The organism is Tardiphaga sp. 619_E2_N8_4 (genome assembly GCF_051810905.1).
GTDB lineage: Bacteria > Pseudomonadota > Alphaproteobacteria > Rhizobiales > Xanthobacteraceae > Tardiphaga > Tardiphaga robiniae.
Genome location: NZ_JBPWQJ010000001.1, coordinates 2,890,126 through 2,915,289 on the forward strand (window position 1 = coordinate 2,890,126; position 25,164 = coordinate 2,915,289).

20 protein-coding genes are annotated in these 25,164 nt (G+C 63.1%); 6 read left to right on the forward strand and 14 right to left on the reverse strand.

Annotated features, from left to right (window positions below; genetic code table 11):
• Positions 1-57 precede the first annotated feature (57 nt).
• Positions 58-3,060, reverse strand: coding sequence for a bifunctional proline dehydrogenase/L-glutamate gamma-semialdehyde dehydrogenase PutA (putA, locus tag AB8A23_RS13810; RefSeq protein WP_439059446.1), 3,003 nt, complete (start codon positions 3,058-3,060; stop codon positions 58-60).
• A 112-nt stretch (positions 3,061-3,172) separates the two neighbouring features.
• Between putA and AB8A23_RS13815 the strand changes: the two genes are divergently transcribed.
• Together AB8A23_RS13815 and AB8A23_RS13820 are read left to right on the forward strand one after the other, a co-directional pair.
• Positions 3,173-3,637, forward strand: a complete 465-nt coding sequence (locus AB8A23_RS13815; protein ID WP_068734214.1) for an Lrp/AsnC ligand binding domain-containing protein — start codon at positions 3,173-3,175, stop codon at positions 3,635-3,637.
• Positions 3,638-3,729: 92 nt separating this feature from the next.
• Complete coding sequence (locus tag AB8A23_RS13820; protein WP_374725719.1) at positions 3,730-4,371, forward strand: hypothetical protein; 642 nt, start codon at positions 3,730-3,732, stop codon at positions 4,369-4,371.
• Between the two features lie 281 nt (positions 4,372-4,652).
• On the opposite strand, the gene AB8A23_RS13825 is transcribed toward AB8A23_RS13820, so the two are convergent.
• The 3 genes from AB8A23_RS13825 to AB8A23_RS13835 form a co-directional block, all read right to left on the reverse strand.
• Complete coding sequence (locus AB8A23_RS13825; protein ID WP_068734210.1) at positions 4,653-4,853, reverse strand: cold-shock protein; 201 nt, start codon at positions 4,851-4,853, stop codon at positions 4,653-4,655.
• 322 nt (positions 4,854-5,175) lie between these two features.
• Positions 5,176-5,421 (reverse strand): hypothetical protein, encoded by a 246-nt coding sequence (locus tag AB8A23_RS13830; RefSeq protein ID WP_439059445.1) that lies wholly within the window; start codon positions 5,419-5,421, stop codon positions 5,176-5,178.
• Between the two features lie 166 nt (positions 5,422-5,587).
• Positions 5,588-7,348: an adenylate/guanylate cyclase domain-containing protein gene (locus tag AB8A23_RS13835; protein ID WP_439059444.1), complete on the reverse strand. Its 1,761-nt coding sequence runs from the start codon at positions 7,346-7,348 to the stop codon at positions 5,588-5,590.
• 119 nt (positions 7,349-7,467) lie between these two features.
• Between AB8A23_RS13835 and AB8A23_RS13840 the strand changes: the two genes are divergently transcribed.
• Positions 7,468-9,066 (forward strand): glycosyltransferase family 39 protein, encoded by a 1,599-nt coding sequence (locus AB8A23_RS13840; RefSeq protein WP_439059443.1) that lies wholly within the window; start codon positions 7,468-7,470, stop codon positions 9,064-9,066.
• Here AB8A23_RS13840 and AB8A23_RS13845 read toward each other — a convergent pair.
• Entirely contained in the window at positions 9,048-9,899 is an 852-nt protein-coding gene (locus tag AB8A23_RS13845; RefSeq protein WP_244628601.1) for an ArsR/SmtB family transcription factor, read from the reverse strand. The two genes, AB8A23_RS13840 and AB8A23_RS13845, sit on opposite strands and share 19 nt — an antisense overlap.
• 42 nt (positions 9,900-9,941) lie before the next feature.
• On the opposite strand from AB8A23_RS13845, the gene AB8A23_RS13850 reads away from it, so the two are divergent.
• A complete protein-coding gene (locus AB8A23_RS13850; protein WP_439059442.1) occupies positions 9,942-10,334 on the forward strand; it encodes a RidA family protein in 393 nt (130 codons plus the stop codon).
• 108 nt (positions 10,335-10,442) lie between these two features.
• Here the strand turns inward: AB8A23_RS13850 and AB8A23_RS13855 are convergent, their stop codons facing one another.
• Both AB8A23_RS13855 and AB8A23_RS13860 read right to left on the reverse strand, forming a co-directional pair.
• A complete protein-coding gene (locus AB8A23_RS13855; RefSeq protein WP_439059441.1) occupies positions 10,443-11,471 on the reverse strand; it encodes a YcjF family protein in 1,029 nt (342 codons plus the stop codon).
• Positions 11,468-12,931: a YcjX family protein gene (locus AB8A23_RS13860; protein WP_439059440.1), complete on the reverse strand. Its 1,464-nt coding sequence runs from the start codon at positions 12,929-12,931 to the stop codon at positions 11,468-11,470. The genes AB8A23_RS13855 and AB8A23_RS13860 overlap by 4 nt, the downstream gene beginning before the upstream one ends.
• A gap of 224 nt (positions 12,932-13,155) precedes the next feature.
• Here AB8A23_RS13860 and trhA point away from each other — a divergent pair, with 224 nt between their 5' ends.
• Both trhA and AB8A23_RS13870 read left to right on the forward strand, forming a co-directional pair.
• Complete coding sequence (gene trhA / locus AB8A23_RS13865; RefSeq protein WP_439059439.1) at positions 13,156-13,854, forward strand: PAQR family membrane homeostasis protein TrhA; 699 nt, start codon at positions 13,156-13,158, stop codon at positions 13,852-13,854.
• Positions 13,855-13,937: 83 nt separating this feature from the next.
• On the forward strand, positions 13,938-14,732 hold the full coding sequence (locus AB8A23_RS13870) for an SDR family oxidoreductase (RefSeq protein ID WP_439059438.1): 795 nt from the start codon (positions 13,938-13,940) through the stop codon (positions 14,730-14,732).
• Positions 14,733-14,976: 244 nt separating this feature from the next.
• On the opposite strand, the gene AB8A23_RS13875 is transcribed toward AB8A23_RS13870, so the two are convergent.
• The 7 genes from AB8A23_RS13875 to AB8A23_RS13905 all read right to left on the reverse strand — a co-directional run bounded on the left by AB8A23_RS13875 (position 14,977) and on the right by AB8A23_RS13905 (position 25,040).
• On the reverse strand, positions 14,977-17,319 hold the full coding sequence (locus tag AB8A23_RS13875; protein WP_439059437.1) for a molybdopterin guanine dinucleotide-containing S/N-oxide reductase: 2,343 nt from the start codon (positions 17,317-17,319) through the stop codon (positions 14,977-14,979).
• A 29-nt stretch (positions 17,320-17,348) separates the two neighbouring features.
• Positions 17,349-18,977 (reverse strand): benzoylformate decarboxylase, encoded by a 1,629-nt coding sequence (gene mdlC / locus AB8A23_RS13880; protein ID WP_439059436.1) that lies wholly within the window; start codon positions 18,975-18,977, stop codon positions 17,349-17,351.
• Between the two features lie 340 nt (positions 18,978-19,317).
• Positions 19,318-20,169: an FAS1-like dehydratase domain-containing protein gene (locus AB8A23_RS13885; protein ID WP_439059435.1), complete on the reverse strand. Its 852-nt coding sequence runs from the start codon at positions 20,167-20,169 to the stop codon at positions 19,318-19,320.
• 25 nt (positions 20,170-20,194) lie between these two features.
• The gene (locus tag AB8A23_RS13890; protein ID WP_439059434.1) at positions 20,195-21,289 is read right to left on the reverse strand and encodes a CaiB/BaiF CoA transferase family protein; all 1,095 of its coding nucleotides are present in this window, start codon (positions 21,287-21,289) and stop codon (positions 20,195-20,197) included.
• Between the two features lie 9 nt (positions 21,290-21,298).
• A complete protein-coding gene (locus AB8A23_RS13895; RefSeq protein ID WP_439059433.1) occupies positions 21,299-22,474 on the reverse strand; it encodes an acyl-CoA dehydrogenase family protein in 1,176 nt (391 codons plus the stop codon).
• Positions 22,475-22,523: 49 nt separating this feature from the next.
• Positions 22,524-23,795 (reverse strand): cytochrome P450, encoded by a 1,272-nt coding sequence (locus tag AB8A23_RS13900; protein ID WP_439059432.1) that lies wholly within the window; start codon positions 23,793-23,795, stop codon positions 22,524-22,526.
• Between the two features lie 48 nt (positions 23,796-23,843).
• Positions 23,844-25,040, reverse strand: coding sequence for a cytochrome P450 (locus AB8A23_RS13905; protein WP_309948669.1), 1,197 nt, complete (start codon positions 25,038-25,040; stop codon positions 23,844-23,846).
• Between the last annotated feature and the right edge of the window lie 124 nt (positions 25,041-25,164).

The following is a 25,164-nucleotide window of genomic DNA, read 5'->3' on the forward strand; positions in this document are numbered from 1 at the left end:
CAACACGCGTTGCGTGCTGCTCACCGACCCTCCCCCTCCAGGGGAGGGTAAGAAGGATCAGTTTTGATCTGTCATCAATGCTGCATTGCCACCCGCCGCGGCCGTGTTGATCGTGACGGTCTGCTCGGTGGCGAAGCGGGCGAGGTAATGCGGGCCGCCGGCTTTCGGGCCGGTGCCGGACAGGCCGAAGCCGCCGAAGGGCTGCACGCCGACCACAGCGCCGATCATGTTGCGGTTCACATAGACATTGCCGACCGGCAGGCGCGCGATCACGCGCTCAACCATATCGTCGATCCGCGAATGCACGCCGAGCGTGAGCCCGAAGCCGGTGTCGGCAATATCCTGCAGCACCCTATCGAAGTCGGCAGCGCGGTAGCGCACCATATGCAGGATCGGGCCGAATACTTCCTCGGTGAGCTGCCGTGCGCTCGCGAGCTCGAAGATATGCGGTGCGACGAAGTTGCCTGCAGGTGCCGTGCCCGCAAGGTGCACGCGTGCTTCGGTCGTCATGCGCGCAATATGCGCATCGAGCTTTTGCTTTGCCTCGGTGTCGATCACCGGGCCGATATGGGTGGAGGCATCGCGGGGATCGCCCAGCTTGAGTTCCCGGGCCGCGCCCACGATCATCTCGATCATGCGGTCGGCGACATCGTCCTGCAGGAGCAGCAGCCGCAACGCCGAGCAGCGCTGGCCCGCGGACCGGAACGCCGACATCACCACATCGTCGGCGACCTGCTCTGGAAGGGCGGTCGCATCGACGATCATCGCATTGATGCCGCCGGTCTCGGCGATGAGTGGCACGATCGGGCCATCCTTGGCGGCGAGGGTGCGGTTGATGGATCGGGCCACCTCGGTCGAGCCGGTGAACACCACGCCGGCGATGGCGGGATGCGCGACGAGCGCCGCCCCGGTGCGGCCGTCGCCCTGGATCAGATGCAGGGCTGACGCGGGCACACCGGCTTCGTGAAGCAGGCGCACGGCATGCGCCGCGATGCGTGGCGTCTGCTCGGCCGGTTTGGCCACAACTACATTGCCGGCCACCAGCGCGGCGCTCACTTGGCCGAGAAAGATCGCCAGCGGAAAATTCCACGGCGAGATGGCGACGAAGACGCCACGGCCGCGCAGGCTCAACACGTTGCTCTCGCCGGTGGGCCCGGGCATTGTCTGGCTAGTGCCGAATTGCTTGCGGCCCCGCGCGGCGTAATAGCGGCAGAAGTCGATGGCTTCGCGGACTTCCGACAGCGCATCATCAAGCGTCTTGCCGCCTTCCTGTTGCAGCAATGCGATGAAGGACGCGCGGCGCTGTTCCAGACAATCGGCGGCGTTGTCGAGGATAGCCGCGCGTTCATGTGCTGGGGTGTGGCTCCATGACGCAAAGCCTGCGCGCGCTGTCGTCACCGCGGCATTTGCCTGCTCGGCATTGGCATCAACGACCTCGTCCATGTCTGGCTTGCTGGCCGCAATCTCGGCCAGCAATTCATCCAATGGGGCGCGTTCGCCAAATTCGATGCCGTGTGAATTGGTCCGCTCTGGTCGATAGAGATCGGCCGGCAAAGGGATCTTCGGATGGTGCGCACCATTCGAAGAGCCGATGATCGCGGCAGGCCGCTTAAGCAGCGTCGCGATCGGCACGGCGTCATCCGCGGCGATGGCCACGAAAGATGAGTTCGCGCCATTCTCCAGCAGCCGTCGCACCAGATAGGCCAGCAGATCGCGATGGCTGCCGACCGGCGCATAGGTGCGCCAATGGATCGCGGGGTGGTCCTTGCCGAGCCGCTCATAGAGCGCATCGCCCATGCCGTGCAGGCGCTGGAATTCGTAGCCGCCGCTGGTGCCGGCCAGTTCGAGGATGGTCGCGACCGTCAGCGCATTATGCGTGGCGAATTGCGGGAAGATGCGCGGCCGCGATGCCAGCAGTTTTCGCGCGCAGGCGATGTAGTTGAGGTCGGTCATCGCCTTGCGCGTAAACACCGGATAGCCAATGAGCCCGCGTTCCTGTGCACGCTTGATCTCGGTGTCCCAATAGGCGCCTTTCACGAGGCGCACCATCATCTTGCGATCGTGACGGCGCGCGAGCGCGTCGATGTGATCGATCACCGCTTCGGCGCGCTTCTGATAGGCCTGGATCGCAAGCCCGAAACCGTCCCATCCCGCCAGCGACGGATCGGCAAAGGCCGCATCGATGACATCGAGCGACAATTCGAGCCGGTCGGCTTCTTCGGCATCGACGGTGAAATTGAGGTGATAGCTCTTCGCTTGCTGCGCCAGCGCGATCAGGCGCGGCACCAGTTCATGCATCACGCGCTCATGGCTCGCCGCCTCATAGCGCGGATGCAATGCCGAGAGTTTGACCGAGATACCCGGCCGGTCCGGCAGCAGGTTGTTGCCCGCGGCGTGGCCGATGGCTGATATGGCCGAGGCATAGGAGTCGAAATAGCGCTGCGCGTCGTCGGCAGTGCGGGCGCCTTCGCCGAGCATGTCGAAGGAATAGCGCGCCGGACGCTCGGACGGCGTGCGGGCGCGGGCCAGCGCCGCGTCGATGGTTTCGCCGAGCACGAAATGGCTGCCCATCAGCCGCATCGCCTGGCGCGTCGCGGTGCGCACTGCGGGCAGGCCGATCCGCTTTGCCAGCCGGCCGAGCGTTCCCGTCGGCGTCTCGCCGGGCTGGATCGCGCGCTGCGAGATGCCGAGCGCCCAGGCCGAGGCATTGACCAGGAATGCGCTCGACCTGGTCTCGTGATGGATGAAATCACCCTGGCCGAGCTTGTCCTCGATAAAGGCGTCGGCGGTGCGTGCGTCCGGCACCCGCAGCAGCGCCTCGGCCAGCACCATCAGCGCAAGGCCCTCCTTGGTGGACAGCGCATATTCCCGCAGCATGTCCTCGACGCCGCCGAAGCGGTCGTCTTTGGCGCGGATCGCGTCGATCAGGCGCGTTGCCGTTGCGTCGATCCGCGCGTCCTGGGCGGGCGTCATGGCTGCGTCGGCCAGAAGCCCGGCGGCGATGGCCCCATCATCCGGTGCATAGGGAGCGGTGAAGGGAGGCATGAAATCGGGCGGCATGGGCGTTTCCTTGAATATCCTGCAAGCCTAATCCCGGTCTTTCCGTAGTTCGATAGGAGATATCGCGATTTTACCTTAGATATTCCGGAAATAGCCGTGCTATACCTCCGATATGAGCGATATCGACAAAATCGACCGGAAAATCCTCGCCGTCCTGCAGGCTGACGGCCGAATCGCCAATGTTGAGCTCGCCGAGAAGGTCGGCCTGTCCCCAACCTCGATCGGCGAGCGGTTGAAGCGGCTGCAGCGCGACGGTTACATCGAAGGCTATGGCGCGCGGCTCAACCCGCAGATGCTCGGTCTCGGCCTCCTCGTGTTCGTAGAAGTTCTGCTCGACAAGACCACGCCCGATGTATTCGAGCGCTTCGCCCGCGCCGTGCGGCTCGCGCCGGAAGTGCTGGAGTGCCACATGGTGGCCGGCGGTTTCGATTATCTGGTGAAGGCGCGCGTTGCCGACATGAGCGCCTATCGCCGTTTTCTCGGCGAGAGCCTGCTGGCGCTGCCCGGCGTGCGCGAGAGCCGCACTTACGCCGTCATGGAAGAAGTGAAGCGCGACGCACCGCTGCCGGTGGGATAGCGAACCGGGATAACACCACCGTTGCCTTGCCGTTGTCTTGGCAGCGTGGAGACCCTGCGTTAGGTTTCCGCGCGTTTTTCTCGGAGCAAATCATGCGGGCAGGCCACTTCAATCTTCGTGTCGCGGTAGCGGCAGCAATTTTTGCTGCGGCAGGACTCCTCTCCGCGTCTCATGCGCGCGCGATCGAAATGTCCCGCGAGGTCAGTGATCTCTACACGTCGGTGTCGATCTACCCGCCATCCGCCGGTTCCATGACCATCTGCTACGGCTTCGTCTGCCGGCGTCGCCACGCCTTCGATTTCACGCCTGCCGACAGGGCGGCGCTCACCAAGCTTCTCGCCGCGGGCAAGGCGTCGGCCGTGGCGGAACGCGCCGCGGTGCAGAAGGCGGTGGTGTGGTGGGACCGCCGCGTCGGCCCGGTGCTCGGCACCGACAAGCGGATCGCCAATGCGGATTTCCGCTATTTCGACGACAAGCACAATTTCGATTGCTGGGACACGACGCGCAACGTCACCAGCCTGCTGCTGATCATCCAGGACTGGGGTTTGCTCAAGCATCACACGGTGGGCAATCCGCGCTATCGCGGCAATGCGCTGGTGCTGCAGACGCCGCACAATACCGCCGTGCTGCTGGACCGCGCGACAGGCACCGAATGGGTCGTCGACATGTGGACGCGCGGCTATGCGCAGCTCCCGGACGTCAAACCGGCCGATCAGTGGGTCAAGGAAAACTGAAGCGGGGAATGGAGCGCCGTCGCGTCGCTGAGGCGTGCGTCACGTCAACTGGCGGCTCTGAGGAGCGGACCTTCGAAAGATCTCAGCTCGGGTTTTTGGAGTTAGGCTAGAGCGCACACCGCGGATCGAATTAGCGCAATCCTGCGTGAAACTGATTGCGTTGCAGGAGAGGTGCCCCTTTGGAGGAAACCGCTCGTGCCGAATGCGCTCTACATTGTTGAGGCGTGATCTGGAAAACTTCGGGGAAGCAGCCGGATCACACTGGTATCAAACCAGATGTATCAGACCTTGAGGTTCTCAGCCGAGGTCTTGCCGCGGTTGGCAACTTCCTCGAATTCAACGGTCTGTCCTTCGTTCAGTGTCGAAAGGCCAGCCTTCTCAACTGCCGAAATATGAACGAACACGTCCTTGCCGCCATTCGCCGGCTGGATGAATCCATAACCCTTCGTCGGGTTGAACCACTTCACAGTGCCTTTAGTCATCACGTCGTCTCCGCGGGATCAAAATCGATAACGAACTGCCGGTCCCCGCAAACCGGCATATCCGACATGCGCACGTTACCCGCGGATTGCCAAGCTTGATAGCTCAAACGGCGTGCAGAAATCGTCCAAACCGACCGTTATCTGTCCAATTTGCCGGGATTCGTCGCTATTCAGGATGTTTCCGACGCGGCGGAAGGTCGCAAAAGTAGAGTGCCGGGTTCGGTCGCAATACGACCATGCGTTGTCGCCTGCACGCGGGTGATATCGCTGCAATGCAAAACCCCGGCCAAGGTGACCGGGGTTCGCAGCCCTCATGCGAGGATTAGTAGCAGACGTTAACCGTGCGCCAGCGTAGGCCGTAGGGCGTCATCACGCGGCGGCTCACATAGCATCCACCGCCGCCACCGACATAGCCGACGCCGAAAGCGGGGCCGTAGAAGCCGCCGCCATGGAAGTGGTGGTGATGGCCATGCCAGCCCCAGCCATGGGCCGATGCGGTGGACGGCGTGAGCGCCATCGCGCCGAGGGAAGCTGCTGCAACGAATGCGAGTGCGAGTTTGCGAAACATGGTCATTCTCCTTCAGTGATGCGCGAAGCGCTGGTTGCGGGATCTGTCTGTTCGATCCATCGCAAATTCGTCGCATCGATTTCGGAGCGGGTTCGAAGAAATTCTGTAGGAATTTTCTGAATGCTTGTTCAGGCAAGCATAGCGTGTGCGCCCTGCAGGAACAGTGTTAAAGCGCGGAAACCATGTCGCTGGTAACGAGAGACGACAGCACCTTCGCATCTGTGATCGTGCGGACATTCATCGGCGCGGCACGGCCGCGGATCGCAACGTCCTGTTGTGGCAGCGCGTCACCCGCGAGGCCTGCAGTGGTGCTTACTTCCTCGGAGATGATGACTTCGCAAGCGAGGCTCTTGGTCATGTCCTGCAGGCGCGCGGCGACATTGACCGCATCGCCGAGTGCGGTGAACACCATGTGATCGCGATAGCCGATATCGCCGACGATGACTTCGCCGCCGTGAATGCCGATGCCGAAACGCAGCGGCTGCGGCAGGTCATGGGCGAGGGCGCGATTGAGTTCGTCGATATTCTCGGCAATGAGCCGTGCAGCCTGCAGGGCCTGACGACACGCGGTCTGCGGATCGCAGGCGAGGCCGAACAGCGCCAGCTCGCCGTCGCCGATGAACTGGTTGGGCTTGCCGCCGCTTGCGATCACAGCTCGCGAGACGGCGTCGAGAAAGCGGTTGACGATGAACACGGTGTCGTAAGGCAGCCGCTTCTCGGCGAGCATGGTGGAGCCGCGCATGTCGACGAACATGCAGACGAGATAACGCTCCTGGCCGATCCGCGCCGGCTGCGATGCGTGCGCATTCGCGCTGGTCACCTGCGGCGCGAACAGTTGAACGAAGGCCACATCAGTTGTCGGCCGCAACTGGCAGGCCAGCCGGACCGCGGGATCTGCAGCGCCGCCGATCCTGCTCAGCACGAAGGCTTCCCGCGCGGAAGGTGCCGGCAATGTCTCGACACCGCTGGTGACGCGAATGCGGCAGGTCGAACAGCGCGCGCGTCCGCCGCAGACGCTGGCATGCGGCACGCGATGACGTAGGCTCGCTTCCAGCACGCTGAGGCCGAGAGGAACGCGCAGCTTGCGACCGTCGCTATAGGACAGATTGATCATCCCGGCGCGGCGTTCGACGACCATGCGGATGGCGCGGGCCGCGAGCACGATACCAAGCAGCGCGAGATAGCCGATCAGGAGATCGTCGGTGATGTCGCCCAGTGTCTGCTGCTGTGGAGCGGTGCCCATCCGGTCCGGGCCGAAATTCTCGGCCTGCCATTGCGGCGATGCCAGCTTGGCCTCGACCTCACGCTTGCCCTGGAAGATGCCAAGCAGCGCCAGTGTCGGGATCAGCACGGCAGCCGACAGAAGATAGGGCGCCAGGCTCCTGAAGTGTGCTTTCAGCCCCAGCCAGAAATACAATCCGATACAAGCATGTAGCCAGGAGACGACCACCACGAGATACATCGACCACGTCTTCGCGGGCGACGTGATCCAGCCATAGAACACCTGAGGATAGCTGCGATTGATGTCGTACAGGTTTTCTCCCAGGCGGACAGCGACCACATGGCCGACGATGAGTGCGGGAATGCTGAGCCCGAGTACCAGTTGCAGCGGCTCGACGGCTCGCCAGCGGAATTGCCGGCGTTCGAACAGCGCCCAGATGCCGAGCACGCCATGGATCGTCACCGCCGAATAGAAGGTCACCGCGACCGGAAAGAACTGCCAGAAGCCGGCATGGATGACGACGCCGGTCTGCAACGCGTCGAGCGAGATATTGCCAAGCGCGTGATTCAGAAAATGGCTGAGCAGATAGGTGAACAGCACGAGTCCGCAGACCAGCCTGACCTGGCGCAGCCCGATGCCGCGCCACCACGCGGTGGCGGGGGTGGCCCCGGGCGGCCTGCCGGCTGTCTTGAACGTCGCGTCCATGGCGAAACCCTACGGCGAGACGCGCTCCGATGCCATCCGGAGCGGCCTCCGGACAGACCTTATCCAGCAGTAAAGTCAACAAGTTGACAGCATGGCGAAGTCCGCCGAAAAGCTCGGCGATGACGTCTTTCCCCGACCCTTACCTCGATCGGAATGTCTCCCGCCGCGCCTTTTGGGTGATCGGTGCATTGCTGGTCGCGCTGACAGCGATGCGGCTGGTCTATGCCGGGCTGTTCGATCTGCGCACCGACGAGGCCTATTACTGGACCTGGTCGAAGGAAAACGTGCTGTCGTTCCTCGATCATCCGCCGATGATCTCATGGTTCATCCGTGCGGGCACGCTGACCTTCGGCGACACCAATTTCGGCGCGCGTTTCGCCGGTATCGTGGCGATGGCGGTGACGCAATTGCTGCTCGCCGACATCGTTCGCCGCGTCACGCAGGATCTGCGCGCGGTGCTGCTGGCGGTGCTGATGTCGGAAGCGGCGCTGTATTACGGATTGTTGATGGCCAAGGTCGCGCCGGATGTCGCGTTGATCCCCTTCGCCATGGCGATGCTGTGGTCGCTGGTGCGGCTTGCCGAAAGCCATGACGGGCGCTGGTGGCTCGCGGCCGGTGTCTTCGGCGGTCTCGCGCTGCTGTCGAAACTCACTGTGGTGATGTTCGTGCCCGGCATTCTCGCTTTCATGCTGGTGCCGGATTGGCGCGGGCGCTGGCTGCGCAGCCCGTATCCATGGCTGGCCGTGCTGATCGCACTGGCGATCTCGTCGCCGGTCCTGATCTGGAATGCCGGCCACGACTGGGCGTCGTTCAGGTTCCAGTTCATCCGCGCTACCACGAACAACGAGGTGTCGCTGCGCACGCTCGGCGATTTTCTCGGCCTGCAGTTCGGTCAGGTCGGCTTCATCCTGATGCCGGTGATCCTCTCCGCGGTTGTCGTCACGGCATGGCGTGGCTATCGCCGCCGCGAACCGGTCGCGATCCTGCTCGCCACCTGTGTATTGGTGCCGTTCTTTTTCTTTGCATGGAAGTCGCTGACCCTGCGTGTCGGCGATACCTGGCCGATGTTCCTGTGGCCCGTCGGCATCGCTGCGGCGGCGATCAACCTGACGAAGCTCGCGGGCGACGGCTGGTCGCCGCGCATGGTGCGTGCCTCCTATGGCTGGAGCATCGCTGCCATCGCCACCGGCATTCCGCTGGTGGTCCTGGTCTTCCTCTATAGCGTGGCCGCGCCGTGGAACCTGATCGGCAAGAACGATCCGCTTGGCGGCGAGGGCGGCTATCAGGTGCTGGCCGACCGCGCACTGGCGGAGATGAAGGCTACCGGCGCCACCTGGATCGCGACGACCGACTACCGCACCTATGCGATGCTGCGCTGGCATCTGAAGGACAAGGTCCCGGTGGTGCAGGTCAACGAGCGCGCCAGATTTATCGGCTTCCGCGATCCCGGCATGGACAGAATTAAGGGGCACAACGGACTTTACATCGCGCAGACCGCGGACAATCAGCGCCCGCTGCTGGCGACGACGAGTGCAGTGCTCACGCCTGTCACCAAAGTCGATACCATCTGGCGCGGCACGGCCATGAAGCACTATGCGATCGACAAGCTCACCGGCTGGACGCCTGACCTGACGCCGAAGCCCGATACGCCGTTCTATCGCTGGCCGGCCCTGGCGGAGATGACTGTGCCGTCACGCATTCAGCTGGCAGCGCGCTGAGGACTCTCTCCCGGTTGACGAGGCGGAAGTAGGCCGCGATTGGTGCATGCGACGTCCAGGTCGACACCAAATATGTCTTTCAATTCAACCTTGCCGGCATCCGTTACTTTAAAGGCGCGAGTCGCGCCCGTTCGCGCAACCCATCCGAGTTCCAGAAACCGCCGTTGCAGCTCGGCGCCGACCAACCCACCCACATGATAGCGCCGCTCGCTCCAGTCCAGGCAGGCCCGGCAGAAGATGCGCTTGCTGCGGCGGTCGGTTTCAAGCCTGGCTCCGAAGTCGCAGAGGAAGCGGTGGCCTGCGTCGGTAAGCACCCCGCCATCTGCGCTCAGATGCATGTAGTCTCGTTCGATCAGCGCGTCCGCGACTGCAACGCCCAACCGTCCGGCCATGTGATCGTAGCAACTGCGCGCAAGGCATAACGCTTCATCGCGGGCGGAGCGCGGTCGATGCCTCGGTGGCATTTCCAGGGCCGCGACGGCGATCATACTTTCCAGCATCTGGGCCACGAGCGGTGATGTGATCCGATAGTAACGAAACCGCCCGCTCGGTGTCACCGATATCAATCGCGCGTTGAGCAGCCGAACCAGATGTTCGCTCGCAGTGGGGCGGGATATCCGCGCCTGAAACGCCAGCTCGGTTGCCGTGAGCGCCTGACCTCCCATGAGTGCCGCAAGCATGGTCGCGCGCGCAGTGTCACCAACCAGCGCTGCGACTTCGACCATGTTTGCGGAGGCGACCATATCCCAGCGTAGCGGCTCGCCGGATAATTCGCCACTCCCGTCGGTTCGGCCGGCGCCGAACCAATTGGCCCATCCGGAGCCGCCGCCCATGCGATCATGTGCCGGGAATTGATTGCACCGGGAGGCAAATACATGGAAGCGCAATTCATCCGCGTCGAACCGTTCTCATCCTATTTCGCGGCACGAAAGGTTCCTGTCGCGCCGGCCGTGCGCTATGGCGATCTCGTCTATGTCTCGCAATTGCCGTCCTATGATCCCGAGACCGGTGAAATCAAGCGCTTCCCGCTGGAGCGGCAGATCGAGATTGTCCTCGATCAGATGGCGCTGTGCCTTACGGCTGCGGGTTCATCGATCGGCAGGGTGATCAAGTGCAATGTCTATTGCACGGGGGCCGATCAGTTCGAAACCATCAATCGGGTTTATGCGCGTTACTTCTCTGCGGATCCGCCGGCGCGCGGCTTTTTCATCGTTGCGGGATGGCATGGCCCGTTCGACGTCGAGGTCGACTGCGTGGCAGCGGTTTAGCAAGATCGTAGGATGGGTAGAGCGTCTTCGCGAAACCCATCACCCAAACAAGACCGTGATGGGTTTCGCTTCGCTCTACCCATCCTACGATCACTGCGCCAAAATGAACTAATCCTCGCCGTCCCGCTTGCGCAGCAGATCCTTCGCGAGATCGCCAAGCTGCGGGCGTGGCAGCGCCGTGAACGGCAATGGCCGCGTCACGTCGATGGCGGCGAGACCCAGGCGCGCAGTGAGCAGGCCATTGAGCACGCCTTCGCCGAGCCGCTGCGAGAGCTTTGCCGCAATGCCGTGGCCGAGCACCTGCTGGATCATGCTGTCGCTGGCGGCCATGCCGCCGGTGATGGCGAGATGGCTGATGGCATGACGCATCAGCGTGATCATGCCCAGCGTTCCCGGCCGGCCGCCATAGAGTTTTGCGAGCTGCCGGACCAACCGGATCGCCGCGGCGGCGACGAACAGCACATCGACCACCGCGCGCGGGCTGACGGCGGTCACCACCGAGACGCGCTGCGCGGCGACCGAGACGAGGCGACGCGCTTCGATATCGAGCGGGCTCATCAATTCACGCTCGGCCACGCGAATGAGATCGGCGCCGTCGATGATGTCATCGGCGTGGCCCTGCAATGCGGTGCGTGCGCGGGCAAGGCGCGGATTGGTATGTGCGAGCTTCAGCAGGTCGGCGAGAACGGCGCGGCTTTCGGCATGGTCGTCGCTGGCGATCACGGTCAGCGCACGGGCATGCAGCTTCTCGATGGTGGCGAGCCGCATCAGGCTCAGCGCCTCGCGTGTGATGATGGCGATCAGCGCGATGCTGACCAGCGCGGCGAAGCCGAGGCCAAGAAAGCCGAGGCCGTCATTGATCGCGAACAGGTCGCGGACCAGTTGCGTGACGCCCAGGCCTGTGCCGAGCAGCACGAGGCCGCCGAGTCCGGTCCAGAACAGCGTGCCCCAGCGGAAGCCCGATCGTACGGGTCGTAGCGGCTCGTCGATGACGACGGGCATCGCCATCGGATCGGCCTCGGGCGTGATGCGGATGGTGCCACGGGCGAGGCGGCCGGCGTCCTCGTCGGCGTCCAAGACGGTGACATGGGGATCGTCGAGCCGGAACGTAGCCGGGCGGCGCGTACGGTCGGTCATTGCAGCCTGTCTCCGATCAGGAACTGGAGCGCGCGGTCGAGGCGGATGTGAGGCAGTGCCGGCTCCTCGCCGCCATCGCGCGTGAGTTGCGGCGGGCGAAAGCGCAGGAAGCGATAGTCGGCCTTGTCGGCGGCATCTGTCGAGAGGCCCTTGAAAGAACCGCCGGTAAACAAGCCATCGAGATCGGTCGGCAGATCGCCGGGGAAGGTCGCGACTTCAGTCTCGCCGTCGAACGTCTCGCCATTGGCGACCTCGCCGGCGGCCGGCGTGCCGAGGATCGACGGTAGTTTGTCGCGGCCGCGCTGCACCAGCGCTTCCTTGGTGGCGCGCACGGCGGCGATGGCGACGACATCGACCGACGCACCTGCCAGTTCCGATCGCGACACCGCCTTGGTCACGGTGCGCCGGAGCACATCCTCCAGCCGGTCATGGCTGAGGTGATGCAGATGATCGGCCTTGGTCGCCGCAAACAGGATGCGATCGACGCGCGGGCGAAACAGCGTGCTGAGGATCGTGCTGCGGCCGATACGGAAACAATCGAGGATGCCGGCCAGCGCGGCTTCGAGATCGTGCAGTGCTTCGGGTCCCGCGTTGAAGGCGGAGAGCGCATCGACGAGTACGATTTGCCGATCCAGCCTGGAGAAGTGATCGCGGAAGAAAGGGCGGACGACCACGTCCTTGTAGGCCTCATAGCGCCGCTTCATCATCGCCCACAGCGAACCATCCGGTGCGCTGCCATCGCTGGCGACGTCGAGCGGCGCAAAGGTCAGCGCCGGCGAGCCCGCAAGATTGCCCGGCATCAGGAAGCGGCCCGGCGGCAGCAGGCTCATGGCAAAGCGTTCGTCGCGGCAGGCGCGCAGATAGTCGGTGAAGAGCCTCGCTGCGATCAGCGTCGCCTGCTCGTTCTCCGGTGCATTGGGATCGAGCGTGGCAAGATGCGCGTGAAACGCCGCAGCCAGCGCCGCGCGCGGGCCCTGCCGCGATAGCGCAAGGCTCTCCGCCGACCATTCTTCATAGCTCTTGCTGAGCAGCGGCAGATCCAGCAGCCATTCGCCGGGATAGTCGACGATGTCGAGTGTGAGCTTGCGGTCGGCGCCGCTCGTGCGCTGATAGTCGATGACCAGACGCAGCTCGCTGATATCGGTGGTGGAGTTCGGCCAGCGGCGGTCGTCGATCAGCGTGCGCAGATGCTCTTCATAGGCGAACCGGGGAACGGCATCGTCGGGCTGCGGCGCAAGGCGCGCCTTAGCGATGCGTCCGGTGGCGAGCGACTCGAAGACGGGAAAGCGTCCGCCGCGCGTCAGGCCATGCACCAGCGCGGTAATGAAGACCGTCTTGCCGGCGCGCGACAGGCCTGTGACCCCAAGCCGCACCGTGGGATTGAACAGACCATCGCCATAATCGAGCAATGCGCGCGCGGACAGCCGTGCTTCTTCGACGAGTTCGGACAGGCTGGGCATCGTGCGGGAAAGCTCATCATGGTGAATGGTGCGCGGGTGTTGGTCTGCCTCTAAAAATGGCGATTGTCTGACTGAAATCAAGTTCGTCACGAAAGCGTCGTTACTTCGTCGTTTGGCTTTCGTTGACGATCTCCAACCTATGATCTATCGCTGATTTCAGGGGAAGTCACAGGCGGGCTTACGGGGCAAGCTCACCGCATCGCACCGGCCGGGTTGACGCCACCATGACCGTTTTCCGATTCAAAGAACTGACCAGCAATTCCGCCCACATGGTGGCCGGCGCGATCCGCTGGAATTACGACCGTGCCGAACTGATCGCCGACGGCATCGTTCACGGTCTCGGCGTGTTCTCCGGCCTGATCGCCGCCACGGTTCTCATCGTGCTCGCCGCCGTGTTTGCGACGGCCTATGAGGTCGTGACCGTCTCGGTCTATTCCGTCGGCCTGCTGGCAATGTTAGTGCTGTCGGCCATCTATAATATGTGGCCGGTGTCACCGCGAAAGTGGTTCCTGCGTCGCTTCGATCACTCCGCGATCTATTTGCTGATCGCGGCGACCTACACGCCGTTCTTCGCGCAGATCGCCAATACGCGGCTCGCGATCTCGCTGCTGGCTGGCGTGTGGAGCGTCGCCATCACCGGCATCGTCATCAAGCTCGTTTATCCCGGCCGTTTCGATCGCCTTGCGGTCGTGCTCTATCTCGCCATGGGCTGGAGCGGGATGATGGCCTATGACGCCGTGTTCACGCCGCTGCCGCCGCTCACCATGTGGTTCGTCGCCGCCGGCGGCACGCTGTACACGCTGGGCGTCATATTCCACGCCTGGCAGCGGCTGCGTTTCCAGAATGCCATCTGGCACGCATTTGTCCTGCTCGGCGCCGCATGCCACTATACGGCCGTGCTCGACATGGTGCTGAGCACCTAGAGCATCATCCCGAAAAGTGGGTACCGGTTTTCGGATCAGATCATGCTCTAATAAGAAACAAAAACAAACAAAGGGAGTGCGGCATGCGGGTAGACGGCAAGGTCGTCGTCGTGACCGGTGGCGCCAATGGCATTGGCCAGGCGCTATGCGAGACATTTCATCAAGCGGGTGCAGCGAAAGTCGTCGTCGTGGATCTCGACGATGAGCGCGCGACAGCCGTTGCAGAGTCCATCGGCGGCGCCGCATTCCGATGCGATGTCGGCAAGGAAAAAGACATTCAGCATGTGATCGAACTGACTGAACGGCATTACGGGCCGATCGCTTTGTTCTGTTCCAATGCCGGCATCGGCGGCGGTTTCGATCCCATGAGTCCGAATGCCGGTGGCACGTCGGATGAACCATGGGCGAAGAGCTGGGCGATTCATGTGATGGCGCATGTCTATGCTGCCAGGCATCTGATCCCGCTCTACAAGGCGCGCGGCGGCGGCTACTTCCTCAATACGATCTCGGCCGCGGGGCTCCTCTCGCAAGTCGGCAGCCCGGCCTATTCGACCACCAAACATGCCGCGGTTGGCTTCGCCGAAAATCTCGCGATCTCGCACCGGGCAGATAACATCAAGGTCTCGATCCTGTGTCCGCAGGGTGTCGACACCAACATGCTGAAGAACATCCCGAAGGGCCCGCAATCCAATGACGGCAACCTGTCGCCGGAGCAGGTCGCGCAGGATGCGCTCGCCGGCATCGAGGCGGAGACGTTCCTGATCCTGCCGCACAAGCAGGTCATCGACTACATGCGCAAGAAGACCGAGAACTACGACCGCTGGATCGGCGGCATGGCCAAGATCCAGGCGAAGATGCGGGAGACGTTTGGGAAGTAGGGGTGGATGCTTTCTCAACCTCGCCCCGCTCTTTGCGGGGAGAGGTCGGCGCGTAGCGCCGGGTGAGGGGCATGGTACACGGCCAGCCACACAGAAGCCCTCTCGGATCTCTCTGAATGATGCCGTGTCGTTCAGGGAATTTCGCGACCCGAGAGACTGGCGCTGTGGCGAATGTCGCGCGCGGCCCCTCACCCGCCGCGAAGACGCGGCGACCTCTCCCCGCAAAGAGCGGGGAGAGGTAAGATCACTCCGCCGCTTCCAGCTTCGGCGGGCGCGGCCAGATCACCGGGACCGGCGGATCATAGGCCTGGATCGGCGGCAGGTTGCCGGTGAACTTCTCGACATTCACCACCGTGAGCTGGCCGGTGCAGCCCTGCGCCAGGCGCGAGGTGCCGGTGTCCCTTGTCAGCACATTCGGATTGCCGTGCACGCAGAGCGGCTTTTCCTCATTCGGATCCTCGGGATCGTAGTAGGCGCCGGTCGGCAGCTGCACAACGCCGGCCATGACGTCTTCGGTGACCACCACAGAGGCGAGGCACGAACCGCGCTGATTGAACAGCCTGATGATGTCGCCGTCCTTGATGCCGCGCGCATCCGCATCGATGGGATGCATCCGCGCGACCTCGCGGCCGCGGCGCTTCTCGGCTGAACTATGCCCACCGAAATCGAGCTGGCTGTGCAGCCGCGACGCCGGCTGATTGGCGACAAGCTGCAGCGGGTTGGTCGCATCGACAGTGTCTTCTGGCGTCAGCCAGACGGGATGGCCGGGGCAGTCGTCGTAACCGAAGCTGGCGATGGTGTCGGACGTGATCTCGATCTTGCCGCTGGTGGTCGGCAGCGGCGTGCCCTCGGGATCCTCGCGGAATGCGCGCAGCGTGCCGCCATCGAGCGGCAATTGCGGCAGCATCACTTCGCCGGCCGCCCAGAAGGCATCGAAGTCAGGTGCGTCGAGGCCCTTGGCGACCAGGCCGTCGTAAGTCGGCTGATAGAGATGCTTCAGCCATTCACGCGGCGTGCGGCCTTCGGTGAAGGCGTCGGCGGCGCCGAGGCGTTCCGAGAGGCCGGTGAAGATCGCGTAGTCGTCGCGCGCGTCGCCGAACGGCTCGGCCATCTGATGCATCGCCACCATCATCGGATCGGTCTGCGAACTGCCGATGTCCTCGCGCTCCAGCGACATGGTGCAGGGGAGCACGAAGTCGGCATGGCGCGCCGATGCGGTCCAGGCGAGGTCGTGCACCACAAGCGTGTCGACGCGCGCGAAAGCCTTGCGCAGGCGGTTGAGGTCCTGATGGTGATGGAACGGATTGCCGCCGGCCCAATAGACCAGTTTGATATCCGGATAGGTCATATGCGCGCCGTTATATTCGAACGGGGCGCCGGGATTGAGCAGCATGTCGCTGACGCGCGCCACCGGGATGAATTCGCTCACGCCGTTCTTGCCCTGCGGCAGGCCGGCGATCGGCACGGCATTCTGGCGACGGCCATAGTTTGCGATGGCGCCGAGCGCATAGCCGAAGCCGCCGCCGGGCAGGCCCGACTGGCCGAACATTGCTGATAGCACCGAGGCCATCCAGACCGGTTGTTCGCCATGTTTCGCGCGCTGCAGTGAATGCGCAACAACAAAGAGCGCACGCTTGCCGGGCAAGCGACGCGCTAGCGTGAGGATGGCGTCGGCGGTGAGGCCGGTGATGCCGGCAGCCCACGCCGCATCCTTCGGCTGGCCGTCGCTGCGGCCCATCAGATAGTCTTCGAAAGTATCCCAGCCGTGCGTATGGCTGGCGAGGAACGCGCGATCATGCGTGCCGTCCATCACGGCGGTGTGCGCGATGCCGAGCATCAGTGCGACATCGGTGCCGGGACGCGCGGCGACCCAGTCCTGGTTCACTTCATCGGGCAGGTCACTCTTCAGCGGCGAGATCAGCACGAGTTCGCCGCCGCGCTTGCTCAGCGCGACCATGTCGCGATGTTCGGTGTGCTTGCTGATGCCGCCGCCGGCAACGCGCGAGTTCTTGGTGTTCATGCCGCCGAAGGCGAGAATAATATCGGTGTGCTCGACGATTTCATCCCAGCCGATATTGCGGCGGGTCATATCTTCGTAATTGCCGAGGATGTGCGGAATGAGCACCGTCGACGCGCCGGCCGAGTAGCTGTTGACCGAACGCACATAGCCGCCAAGCGCGACATTCAGAAAACGATGGATCTGACTCTGCGCATGATGGAAACGCCCCGCGCTCGACCAGCCATAGGAGCCGCCATAGATCGCCTTGGCACTGTAAGTATCCTTGACGCGCTTCAGCTCGCCGGCGAGCAGGTCGAGCACCTCGTCCCATTCCATCTCGACGAATGCATCGCGGCCGCGACGATCATCCGGGCCGGGGCCATTTTCGAGCCAGCCACGACGCACCATCGGCTTGGCGATGCGCGCTTTGTGGCGCAGCGCCTCGGGAAAATTCTGGATGATCGGATTCGGATCGGGATCGATCGGATGCGGCGTGATGACCAGCTTGCCGTCGACCCATTGTCCGGAAAAGGCACCCCAGTGGGAGCTGTGCGTTTTCTTCGAGGAGTCGCTTGCCTGCTTCGTCATGCCTGACCTTCCGTTATGATCCCGTCATATCAGTGCTTCTGTCCATAAAGCACGGGAACGGCCGAGTCGACGATGACTTCGACAAGGCTGACGCCCGGATGTTGCAGACTGGCCGCGAAAGCGCCCGCAAGTTCCGATGATTTGCTCACACGCACCGCATGCGCGCCCATGCCTTCCGCCAATTTGACGAAATCCAGACCGGGAAGATCCAGCCCGGGAACATTACGCACCTGCATCACCTGGCTGAAGGAACGCATCGCGCCGTAACCGGAATTGTTGATAACCACTATGGTTAAAGGCAATTTGCGCTGCGCGGCGGTCCACAGTGCCTGGATCGAATACATCGCCGAGCCGTCGCCGATCAGGCAGACGGTGCGCCGATTGGGATAGCCCAGCGCCATGCCGACAGATGCCGGCAGGGAGTGGCCGAGACCGCCTGAGGTCATGGTGTAGAAACTGTTGGCGCCGCGCATCGGAAGATACTTCTGCATCGCCGGGCGATGCGAGGGCGCTTCTTCCACCAGCATCGCATCCGATGGCATGGCCCGCGACAGCGTGTGCAGCAGATAATCTATCGGGATCGGGTCAGCACCTGCGGGCGGCGGCGGCAGGATGCGGCCCTTCGCGACATGTCGGTTGGTGTCTGGTAGCAGATCGAGCAGCAGCTTGAGGGCCGGCTTCATGGTCGCGATGATGCTGGTGCCGATCGGCGCCACGGCGGCGGAGTCCGCATCATCGGTGATCTGGAAGATCGTGGTATCGCCGTCGAAGATCGCGGCATGACCTTCGACGTGGAAGGTGAATACCGGCGCGCCGATCACGACGACCAGATCGTGTTCGCGCAGCGCGTCGGAGAGCTGTGCCGGCGACGCATGCAGGAACCCCGCGAATTGCGGATGAAGTTCCGGGAAACTGCAACGCGCCGAAAACGGACTGACCCAGACGGCAGCCTTCGTCTTCTCCGCAACGCTGACCATGAGATCGACGGCGTTTGCGCGATCGATCCCGGGGCCGACGATGAGCGCCGGGTTCTTGCTTGTGCCGAGTGCGGCGACGAGTTCCTGCATCGCCTTGGGATCTGGCCCGAGCTCGCGGCTCACATAACGTGCTTCAAGAGGTTGGGCCTGATGCGTCCAATCGTCGATCGGCACCGACACGAAAGTCGGTCCGCAAGGCGGCTGCATCGCCACATAATAGGCGCGCGCGATCGCGGCGGGCACATCCTCGGCACGTGCGGGCTCGACGCTGTATTTCACATAGGGCCGCGGAAATTCCGAGGCGCGCTCGGCATAGAGAAACGCCTGCAGCGGCAAAATGCTGCGCGCCTGCTGGCCGGCGGTGATGACCATCGGCGTTTGGTTGCGATGCGCGGTGTAGATATTGCCCAGCGCATGGCCGACGCCGGCAGCGGAATGCAGATTGACGAAAGCGGCATTGCGCGTCGCCTGCGCATAGCCGTCGGCCATGCCGATGACTGAGGCTTCCTGCAGGCCGAGCACGTAATCGATATCGTCGGGCCAGTCGGACAGAAACGGCAGTTCCGTCGAGCCGGGATTGCCAAAGACTTTGGTGATGCCGAAGCCGCGCAACAGGTTCAGCGTGGCGTCTTTGACACTGACGGGAGTACGGGCGGCGGTTGTCTTGCTGTCGCGGGCCAAGGTCGTTTCCTCACGTTATCGGGCAGTTGTCTGCCGTGTGTCGTTGACTCATCAACAGCAGGAGGGGGGCGGGAGTCAATCGGGGAGGAGGGGGCAAAACCGCGCCGATCGGGCGGAGGCGCGCCGTCGCTCCCTCTCCCCGCATCTTGCGCGGGGAGAGGGGTGGGGTGAGGGGCGGGGCACATCGCCCGCGAAATTTGCAAGATGCTCGGGTCGAAGAATTGAGCGATCCGAAAGCGGAGTGAGTTGGGCTCTTACAGCGCAATGCCCTCACCCGCCGCGAAGACGCGGCGACCTCTCCCGCAATGCGGGGAGAGGTAAGATCAGCGCGCTCCTTCGGCTACCAGCTCGCGGTGGCCTTCATGGTCGGCGCGCCCTGATTGTTCGCCGTCCAGACGTCGAGCCCGTCCGCCGTCTCGTTCGCATTCACCGAAAAATCCGCGCCATCGAACAGCGGCGACACGCCGCGATAGCTGAATTTCGCGGGCGCCTTGCCACCCTTCAGCTTCGCCGCGAACTCCACCAGCAAGGCTGCCTGCAGCGGCCCATGAAACACGAGGCCGGGATAGAATTCGACCTTGGTGACATAGTCGCGGTCGTAATGGATGCGGTGGCCGTTGAAGGTCAGCGCGCTGTAGCGAAACAGCAGCACGGGATCGGCGTAATGCGTCTCCTGATGCTTGGCCGCAGGGACCTCCTTCGGCGCGGGGGCCGGGGGCGCCATGCTGGTCGGCATGGCGCGATAGACGATGTCCTGACGCTCGCGGATGGCGAGGCCGCGCTTGGTGGTGATCAGGTGCTCGACATTGACGAAGCACAGCGCGCCGGTCGAGCCGGTCTTCAGGTTGACGTCGAGGATCTTCGAGGAGCGCGTGACCTCGTCGCCGACAAGCAACGGTTCGATGAACTGCACTTCACCGCCCGCCCACATGCGACGCGGCAGCGGCACAGGCGGGAGAAACCCGCCGCGCGCCGGGTGACCGTCGGGGCCGAGCTTGTCCATCGCGGCGACGGGCTGCGCCAGGCACCACTGCGTCGTGAACGGCGCGGCATCGCCCGGCTTCGGCGTGCCGATGTCGAGGAACAACGTGGCGCGCAGGCCCTTTACGAGCTGCGCAGTCACGACGTCGGAGGCCTCGTCGGTGCGACCGATCCACTGCTTGAGATGATCGATGTCGAGCTTGTCGGTCATGACGACCTCCATCTGATCTTGAAGATTATTTCTGCACTTCGCCGATGCCGGGCACGGCGCCATAGCTGCGCGGTGCATCGACCCAGATCGCGGCCGGCGCCGGATAGGACACTTCGCCATTCGGTGTGTTCACCGTGATGCGGCGCAGATGCGGATGGGTGGTGAGATCCGCCATGGTGTTCACTTCCGCAAACGCGATGTCGGCATCCGTTAGCCGCTTCAGCAGTTCGTCGCGGCTGAGCGATCCAAAGATGTCGGAGACTGTCTGGTCGGTGAAGGCGCGGTTGCGCACGCGCTCGACGCCGTTGACCAGGCGTGGGTCGCTGGCCAGCGCGGGATCGCCGAGCACCTTGGCGCAGAGGATCTTCCATTCGCGCTCGCTCTGGATCGAGATCAGGATGTCCTTGCCGTCCCTGGAGCGAAACACGCCATAGGGCGCGATCGAGGGATGCGCGAGGCCCATGCGCTTCGGCTCGTTGCCGGCTTCGGCATTGAGCAGCGGCACGGTCAGCCAGTCGGCCATCACGTCGAACATCGAGATACGGATATCGGCGCCCTCGCCGGTCACCGAACGCCCGATCAGCGCTTCCAGGATCGCCGCATGCGCGGCAGCGCCCGTAGCAACGTCGACGATGGAGACGCCGACGCGCGACGGGCCTTCGGGGCCGCCGGTGATCGACGCCAATCCGCTCTCCGCCTGGATCAGCAGGTCATAGGCCTTGCGATGGGCGTAGGGACCGGTGTCGCCATAGCCGGTGATGGTGCAGCAGATCAGCCGCGGATAGTCCTTGCGCAGGCGTTCGCGCGTGAAGCCGAGCTTGTCCATCGAGCCCGGCTTGAGGTTCTGCAGCAGCACGTCGGCATTGGCGATCAGCTCTTCCATCGCCTTGCGGCCTTCCGGCGTCGCAAGATCGACCACCACGGAATCCTTACCGCGGTTGAGCCAGACGAAATAGCTGCTCTGGCCCTTGACCGCGGCGTCGTAGCCGCGGGCAAAGTCACCTTCGGGGCGCTCGATCTTGATGACATGCGCGCCGGCGTCTGCGAGACGCGAACTGCAGAATGGTGCAGCCACCGCCTGTTCAACGGCGATGACGGTCAGTCCCTTGAGCGGCAGCATGGGTCTATCTCAATATGAGCGCGGCATGCCGAGCACATGCTCGGCCACGAAGGACAGGATCAGGTTGGTCGAGATCGGCGCCACCTGATACAGACGCGTCTCGCGGAATTTGCGCTCGACGTCGTATTCCTCGGCAAATCCAAAACCACCATGGGTCTGGATACAGGCATTGGCCGCCTCGAACGACGCATCGGCGGCGAGCATCTTGGCCATATTGGCCTCGGCGCCGCATTCCATACCGGCCTCGTATTTGCGCAGCGCTTCCTTCACCATCAGTTCGGCCGCGCGCATATTCGCATAGGCCTTGGCGATGGGGAACTGGATGCCCTGGTTCTGGCCGATCGGGCGACCGAACACCTGACGCTCCTTGGCATAAGCCGATGCCTTGGCGATGAACCACTTGGCGTCGCCGACGCATTCGCTGGCGATCAGGATACGCTCGGCATTCATGCCGGAGAGGATGTAGCGGAAGCCCTTGCCCTCTTCGCCGATCAGGTTTTCCGCCGGCACCTTCATGTCGGTGAAGAACACTTCGGTGGTGGCATGGTTCATCATGGTGCGGATCGGGCGGATCTCGAGGCCGTTCTTCTTGGCCTCCTTCATGTCCACCAGAAACACCGACAGGCCGTCGGTGCGCTTCGCCGCCTGCTCCTTCGGCGTGGTGCGTGCGAGCAGCACCATCAGGTCGGAATATTCGGCGCGGCTGGTCCAGATCTTCTGGCCGTTGACGATGTAGTCGCCGTTGCCGTCCTTCTTCGCCACCGTCTTCAGCGAGGACGTGTCCGTGCCCGAGGTCGGCTCGGTGACGCCGAAGGCCTGCAGGCGAACTTCGCCACTGGCGATCTTCGGCAGCCACTTGGCCTTCTGCTCGTCATTGCCATGACGCAGCACCGTGCCCATCGTATACATCTGCGCGTGGCAGCCGCCGCCATTGCAACCGGCGCGCTGGATTTCTTCGAGGATCGCCGCCGCGGCCGACAGCTTGAGGCCGGAGCCGCCATATTCCTCGGGGATCAGCACCGACAGATAGCCGGCTTCCGTCAATGCATCGACGAAAGCCTTCGGATAGGCCATCTCGCGGTCGAGCTTGCGCCAGTATTCACCGGGGAACTGTGCACACAGTTTGGCAACGGCATCGCGGATATCGTGGAATTCGTCCTGTTCCGCGGGATGGTGCTTCGTCAAGGAATTGAGCTTCTCTTCTTGAGGGGAAAATTATGAATCCTGACCGGCATTACGAAATCCTCACCGGGAGGGTCTCGTAGCCTTTAACGAAGCTCGAATACACGCGCTTGGGTTCCCCCACAACTTCGATGTTCTCGAACCGTTTCAGTATCTCCTCCCAAACGATCCTCAATTGCAACTCCGCCAGGCGCATGCCCACGCAGCGGTGTATGCCAAAACCGAATGACAGGTGAATCTTCGGCCGCGCGCGGTCGATGATGAACTCGTTGGGGCGCTCGATCACCTCCTCGTCGCGGTTGCCCGAGACGTACCACATCACCACCCGGTCGCCCTTCTTGATGGTCTTGCCGCCGAGTTCAGTATCCTGCATGGCGGTACGGCGCATATGCGCCAGCGGCGTCTGCCAGCGGATCACTTCAGGGACCATGGTCTCGATAAGCGACGGATTGTCGCGCAACTTCTGATACTGGTCGGGGTTCTCGTTCAGCGCCAGCACCGAACCGGTCATGGTGTTGCGGGTGGTATCGTTGCCGCCAACGATCAGCAGGATGATATTGCCCATCAGCGTGTCGGGATCCATGAAGCGTGTGGCGTCGCTATGCGCCATCATGGAAATCAGGTCATTCCGTGGGTCGGAATTCACGCGCTCATTCCAGAGTTTCTGGAAATAGGCGGCGCATTCGTCCATCTCGCGGCGGCGCTCTTCCTCCGACGACACGATGCCACTTTTTGGCAGCGCTGTGGACACGTCCGACCAGCGCGTCAGCTTGCGGCGCTCCTCCCACGGGAAGTCGAACAGGGTCGCAAGCATCTGCGTGGTGAGTTCGACAGAGACGCGTTCGACCCAGTCGAAGGTCTCGCCGCGCGGCAATCCGTCGAGCACCTTGCACACGCGCCCACGGATCAGCACTGCCATCTCGTCGAGATGATCAGGCGTGAACATCGGCGTCACGGTCTTGCGCTGTGCGCTGTGCTTCGGCTCATCCATGGCGATGAAGCTTGGCCAGTCATAGCCTTCCGGCACGTCGCGGATCGCGATGCCGCCATGCTTCACGTCGGACGAGAAGATGCCGTGATTGGTATCGACATGCATGATGTCGTGATACTTGGTCACCGACCAGTAGGGCTCGATCGGTGCATTGGTGCAGTAATGCACCGGCTCTTCCTTGCGCAGCCGTTCGAAGAACGGCCACAGCGTATCGGTTGCGAACAATTTCGGCGCGCCGGGATGGAAGTCCTTCAGCGGCGTCGAATAGGCGATCTCGCGCGCGACGCGCTGGATCTCGGCTTTGTCAGGATTGATCCTGGCTTGGATATTCATGGCGTCTGCTCTCCAAAAAATCGATCCTGAGCCGTTGCGGTCGCTGGTTCAGCCGGCGATCCGCACAGGCAATGTTTCATAACCCTTCACGAAGCTCGAAAAGACGCGGCGCGGCTCGCCGACGACTTCGATCCTGTCGAAGCGCTTGATGATCTCTTCCCACACAATCTTCAATTGAAGTTCGGCAAGTCTGAGGCCGACGCAGCGGTGGATGCCGAAGCCGAATGACAGATGGCGGTTCGGGCGCACGCGATCGATGATGAATTCGTTGGGGTTTTCGATGACCTCGTCATCGCGATTGCCCGAGACGTACCACATTACGACCTTGTCACCCTTCCTGATTTGCTTGCCGCCGAGTTCGGTGTCCTGCACCGCCGTGCGCCGCATATGTGCGAGCGGCGTTTGCCAGCGGATGATCTCCGGCACCATGCTCTCGATCAGCGCCGGGTTGGCGCGCAGCTTGTCATATTCACCAGGGAATTGATTGAGTGCGTAGACGCCGCCAGACATCGAATTGCGCGTGGTGTCGTTGCCGCCGACGATCAGCAGAATGATGTTGCCGAGAAAACTCTCCGGATCGAGATGCCGCGTGGCCTCGCTATGCGCCATCATCGATATCAGGTCGCTCTTCGGCGGCGCATTGAGTCGCTCCTGAAACAACCGGCCGAAATACTCGCCGCATTCGCGCAGTTCTCTCTGCCGCTCCAGCTCGGCCTCCGGCGTGGGCGGCAACATTGTGGCGACATCCGACCAGTGGGTGAGTTTCCGGCGCTCCTCCCAGGGGAAGTCGAACAGGGTCGCCAGCATCTGTGTGGTCAATTCGATCGACACGCGATCGACCCAGTCGAAGGTCTCGTTGCGGGGCAGGGAGTCCAGCACCTCGGCAGTGCGACTGCGGATCAGGCTGGAAAGCTCGTCCATGTGGTGAGGTGCGAACATCGGCGCCACTGTCTTGCGCTGGGCGCTGTGATGCGGCGGATCTGTCGCAATGAACATCGGCCGGCGGAACTGCACACCGGCATCGCGGATGGTGATGCCGCCGAAAGCCGCGGCGGAGGAGTAGGTGGCGTGATTGGTCTCGACCTGCATGATGTCGTTGTACTTGGTCACCGACCAATACGGTCCGAACATGCTGTCCTTGCAGTAGTGGACGGGATCCTCGCGGCGCAGCCGTTCGAAATAAGGCCAGAACGTATCGGTGCGGAATAGTTCGGGATTGCCGGGATCGAACTCATCGAGCGGCATCCCGTAAGCTTGGGCGTGAGCGGCGGCTTGGGCGGATTTGCTGCTGTCGGAATCCTGGACGCGATCGAGCATCGGTTCTCTCCCTGGCATGTCCTCCGTGGTTGGTCCCGGAGGGCTTATTTGG

Coding starts and splice junctions, on each gene's coding strand:
- putA (WP_439059446.1), bottom strand. CDS start 3,060: ATGCCGCCCGATTTCATGCCTCCCTTCACCGCTCCCTATGCACCGGAT.
- AB8A23_RS13815 (WP_068734214.1), top strand. CDS start 3,173: ATGAGCGATATCGACAAAATCGACCGGAAAATCCTCGCCGTCCTGCAG.
- AB8A23_RS13820 (WP_374725719.1), top strand. CDS start 3,730: ATGCGGGCAGGCCACTTCAATCTTCGTGTCGCGGTAGCGGCAGCAATT.
- AB8A23_RS13825 (WP_068734210.1), bottom strand. CDS start 4,853: ATGACTAAAGGCACTGTGAAGTGGTTCAACCCGACGAAGGGTTATGGA.
- AB8A23_RS13830 (WP_439059445.1), bottom strand. CDS start 5,421: ATGTTTCGCAAACTCGCACTCGCATTCGTTGCAGCAGCTTCCCTCGGC.
- AB8A23_RS13835 (WP_439059444.1), bottom strand. CDS start 7,348: ATGGACGCGACGTTCAAGACAGCCGGCAGGCCGCCCGGGGCCACCCCC.
- AB8A23_RS13840 (WP_439059443.1), top strand. CDS start 7,468: ATGACGTCTTTCCCCGACCCTTACCTCGATCGGAATGTCTCCCGCCGC.
- AB8A23_RS13845 (WP_244628601.1), bottom strand. CDS start 9,899: ATGGGCGGCGGCTCCGGATGGGCCAATTGGTTCGGCGCCGGCCGAACC.
- AB8A23_RS13850 (WP_439059442.1), top strand. CDS start 9,942: ATGGAAGCGCAATTCATCCGCGTCGAACCGTTCTCATCCTATTTCGCG.
- AB8A23_RS13855 (WP_439059441.1), bottom strand. CDS start 11,471: ATGACCGACCGTACGCGCCGCCCGGCTACGTTCCGGCTCGACGATCCC.
- AB8A23_RS13860 (WP_439059440.1), bottom strand. CDS start 12,931: ATGCCCAGCCTGTCCGAACTCGTCGAAGAAGCACGGCTGTCCGCGCGC.
- trhA (WP_439059439.1), top strand. CDS start 13,156: ATGACCGTTTTCCGATTCAAAGAACTGACCAGCAATTCCGCCCACATG.
- AB8A23_RS13870 (WP_439059438.1), top strand. CDS start 13,938: ATGCGGGTAGACGGCAAGGTCGTCGTCGTGACCGGTGGCGCCAATGGC.
- AB8A23_RS13875 (WP_439059437.1), bottom strand. CDS start 17,319: ATGACGAAGCAGGCAAGCGACTCCTCGAAGAAAACGCACAGCTCCCAC.
- AB8A23_RS13885 (WP_439059435.1), bottom strand. CDS start 20,169: ATGACCGACAAGCTCGACATCGATCATCTCAAGCAGTGGATCGGTCGC.
- AB8A23_RS13890 (WP_439059434.1), bottom strand. CDS start 21,289: ATGCTGCCGCTCAAGGGACTGACCGTCATCGCCGTTGAACAGGCGGTG.
- AB8A23_RS13900 (WP_439059432.1), bottom strand. CDS start 23,795: ATGAATATCCAAGCCAGGATCAATCCTGACAAAGCCGAGATCCAGCGC.
- AB8A23_RS13905 (WP_309948669.1), bottom strand. CDS start 25,040: ATGCCGCTCGATGAGTTCGATCCCGGCAATCCCGAACTATTCCGCACC.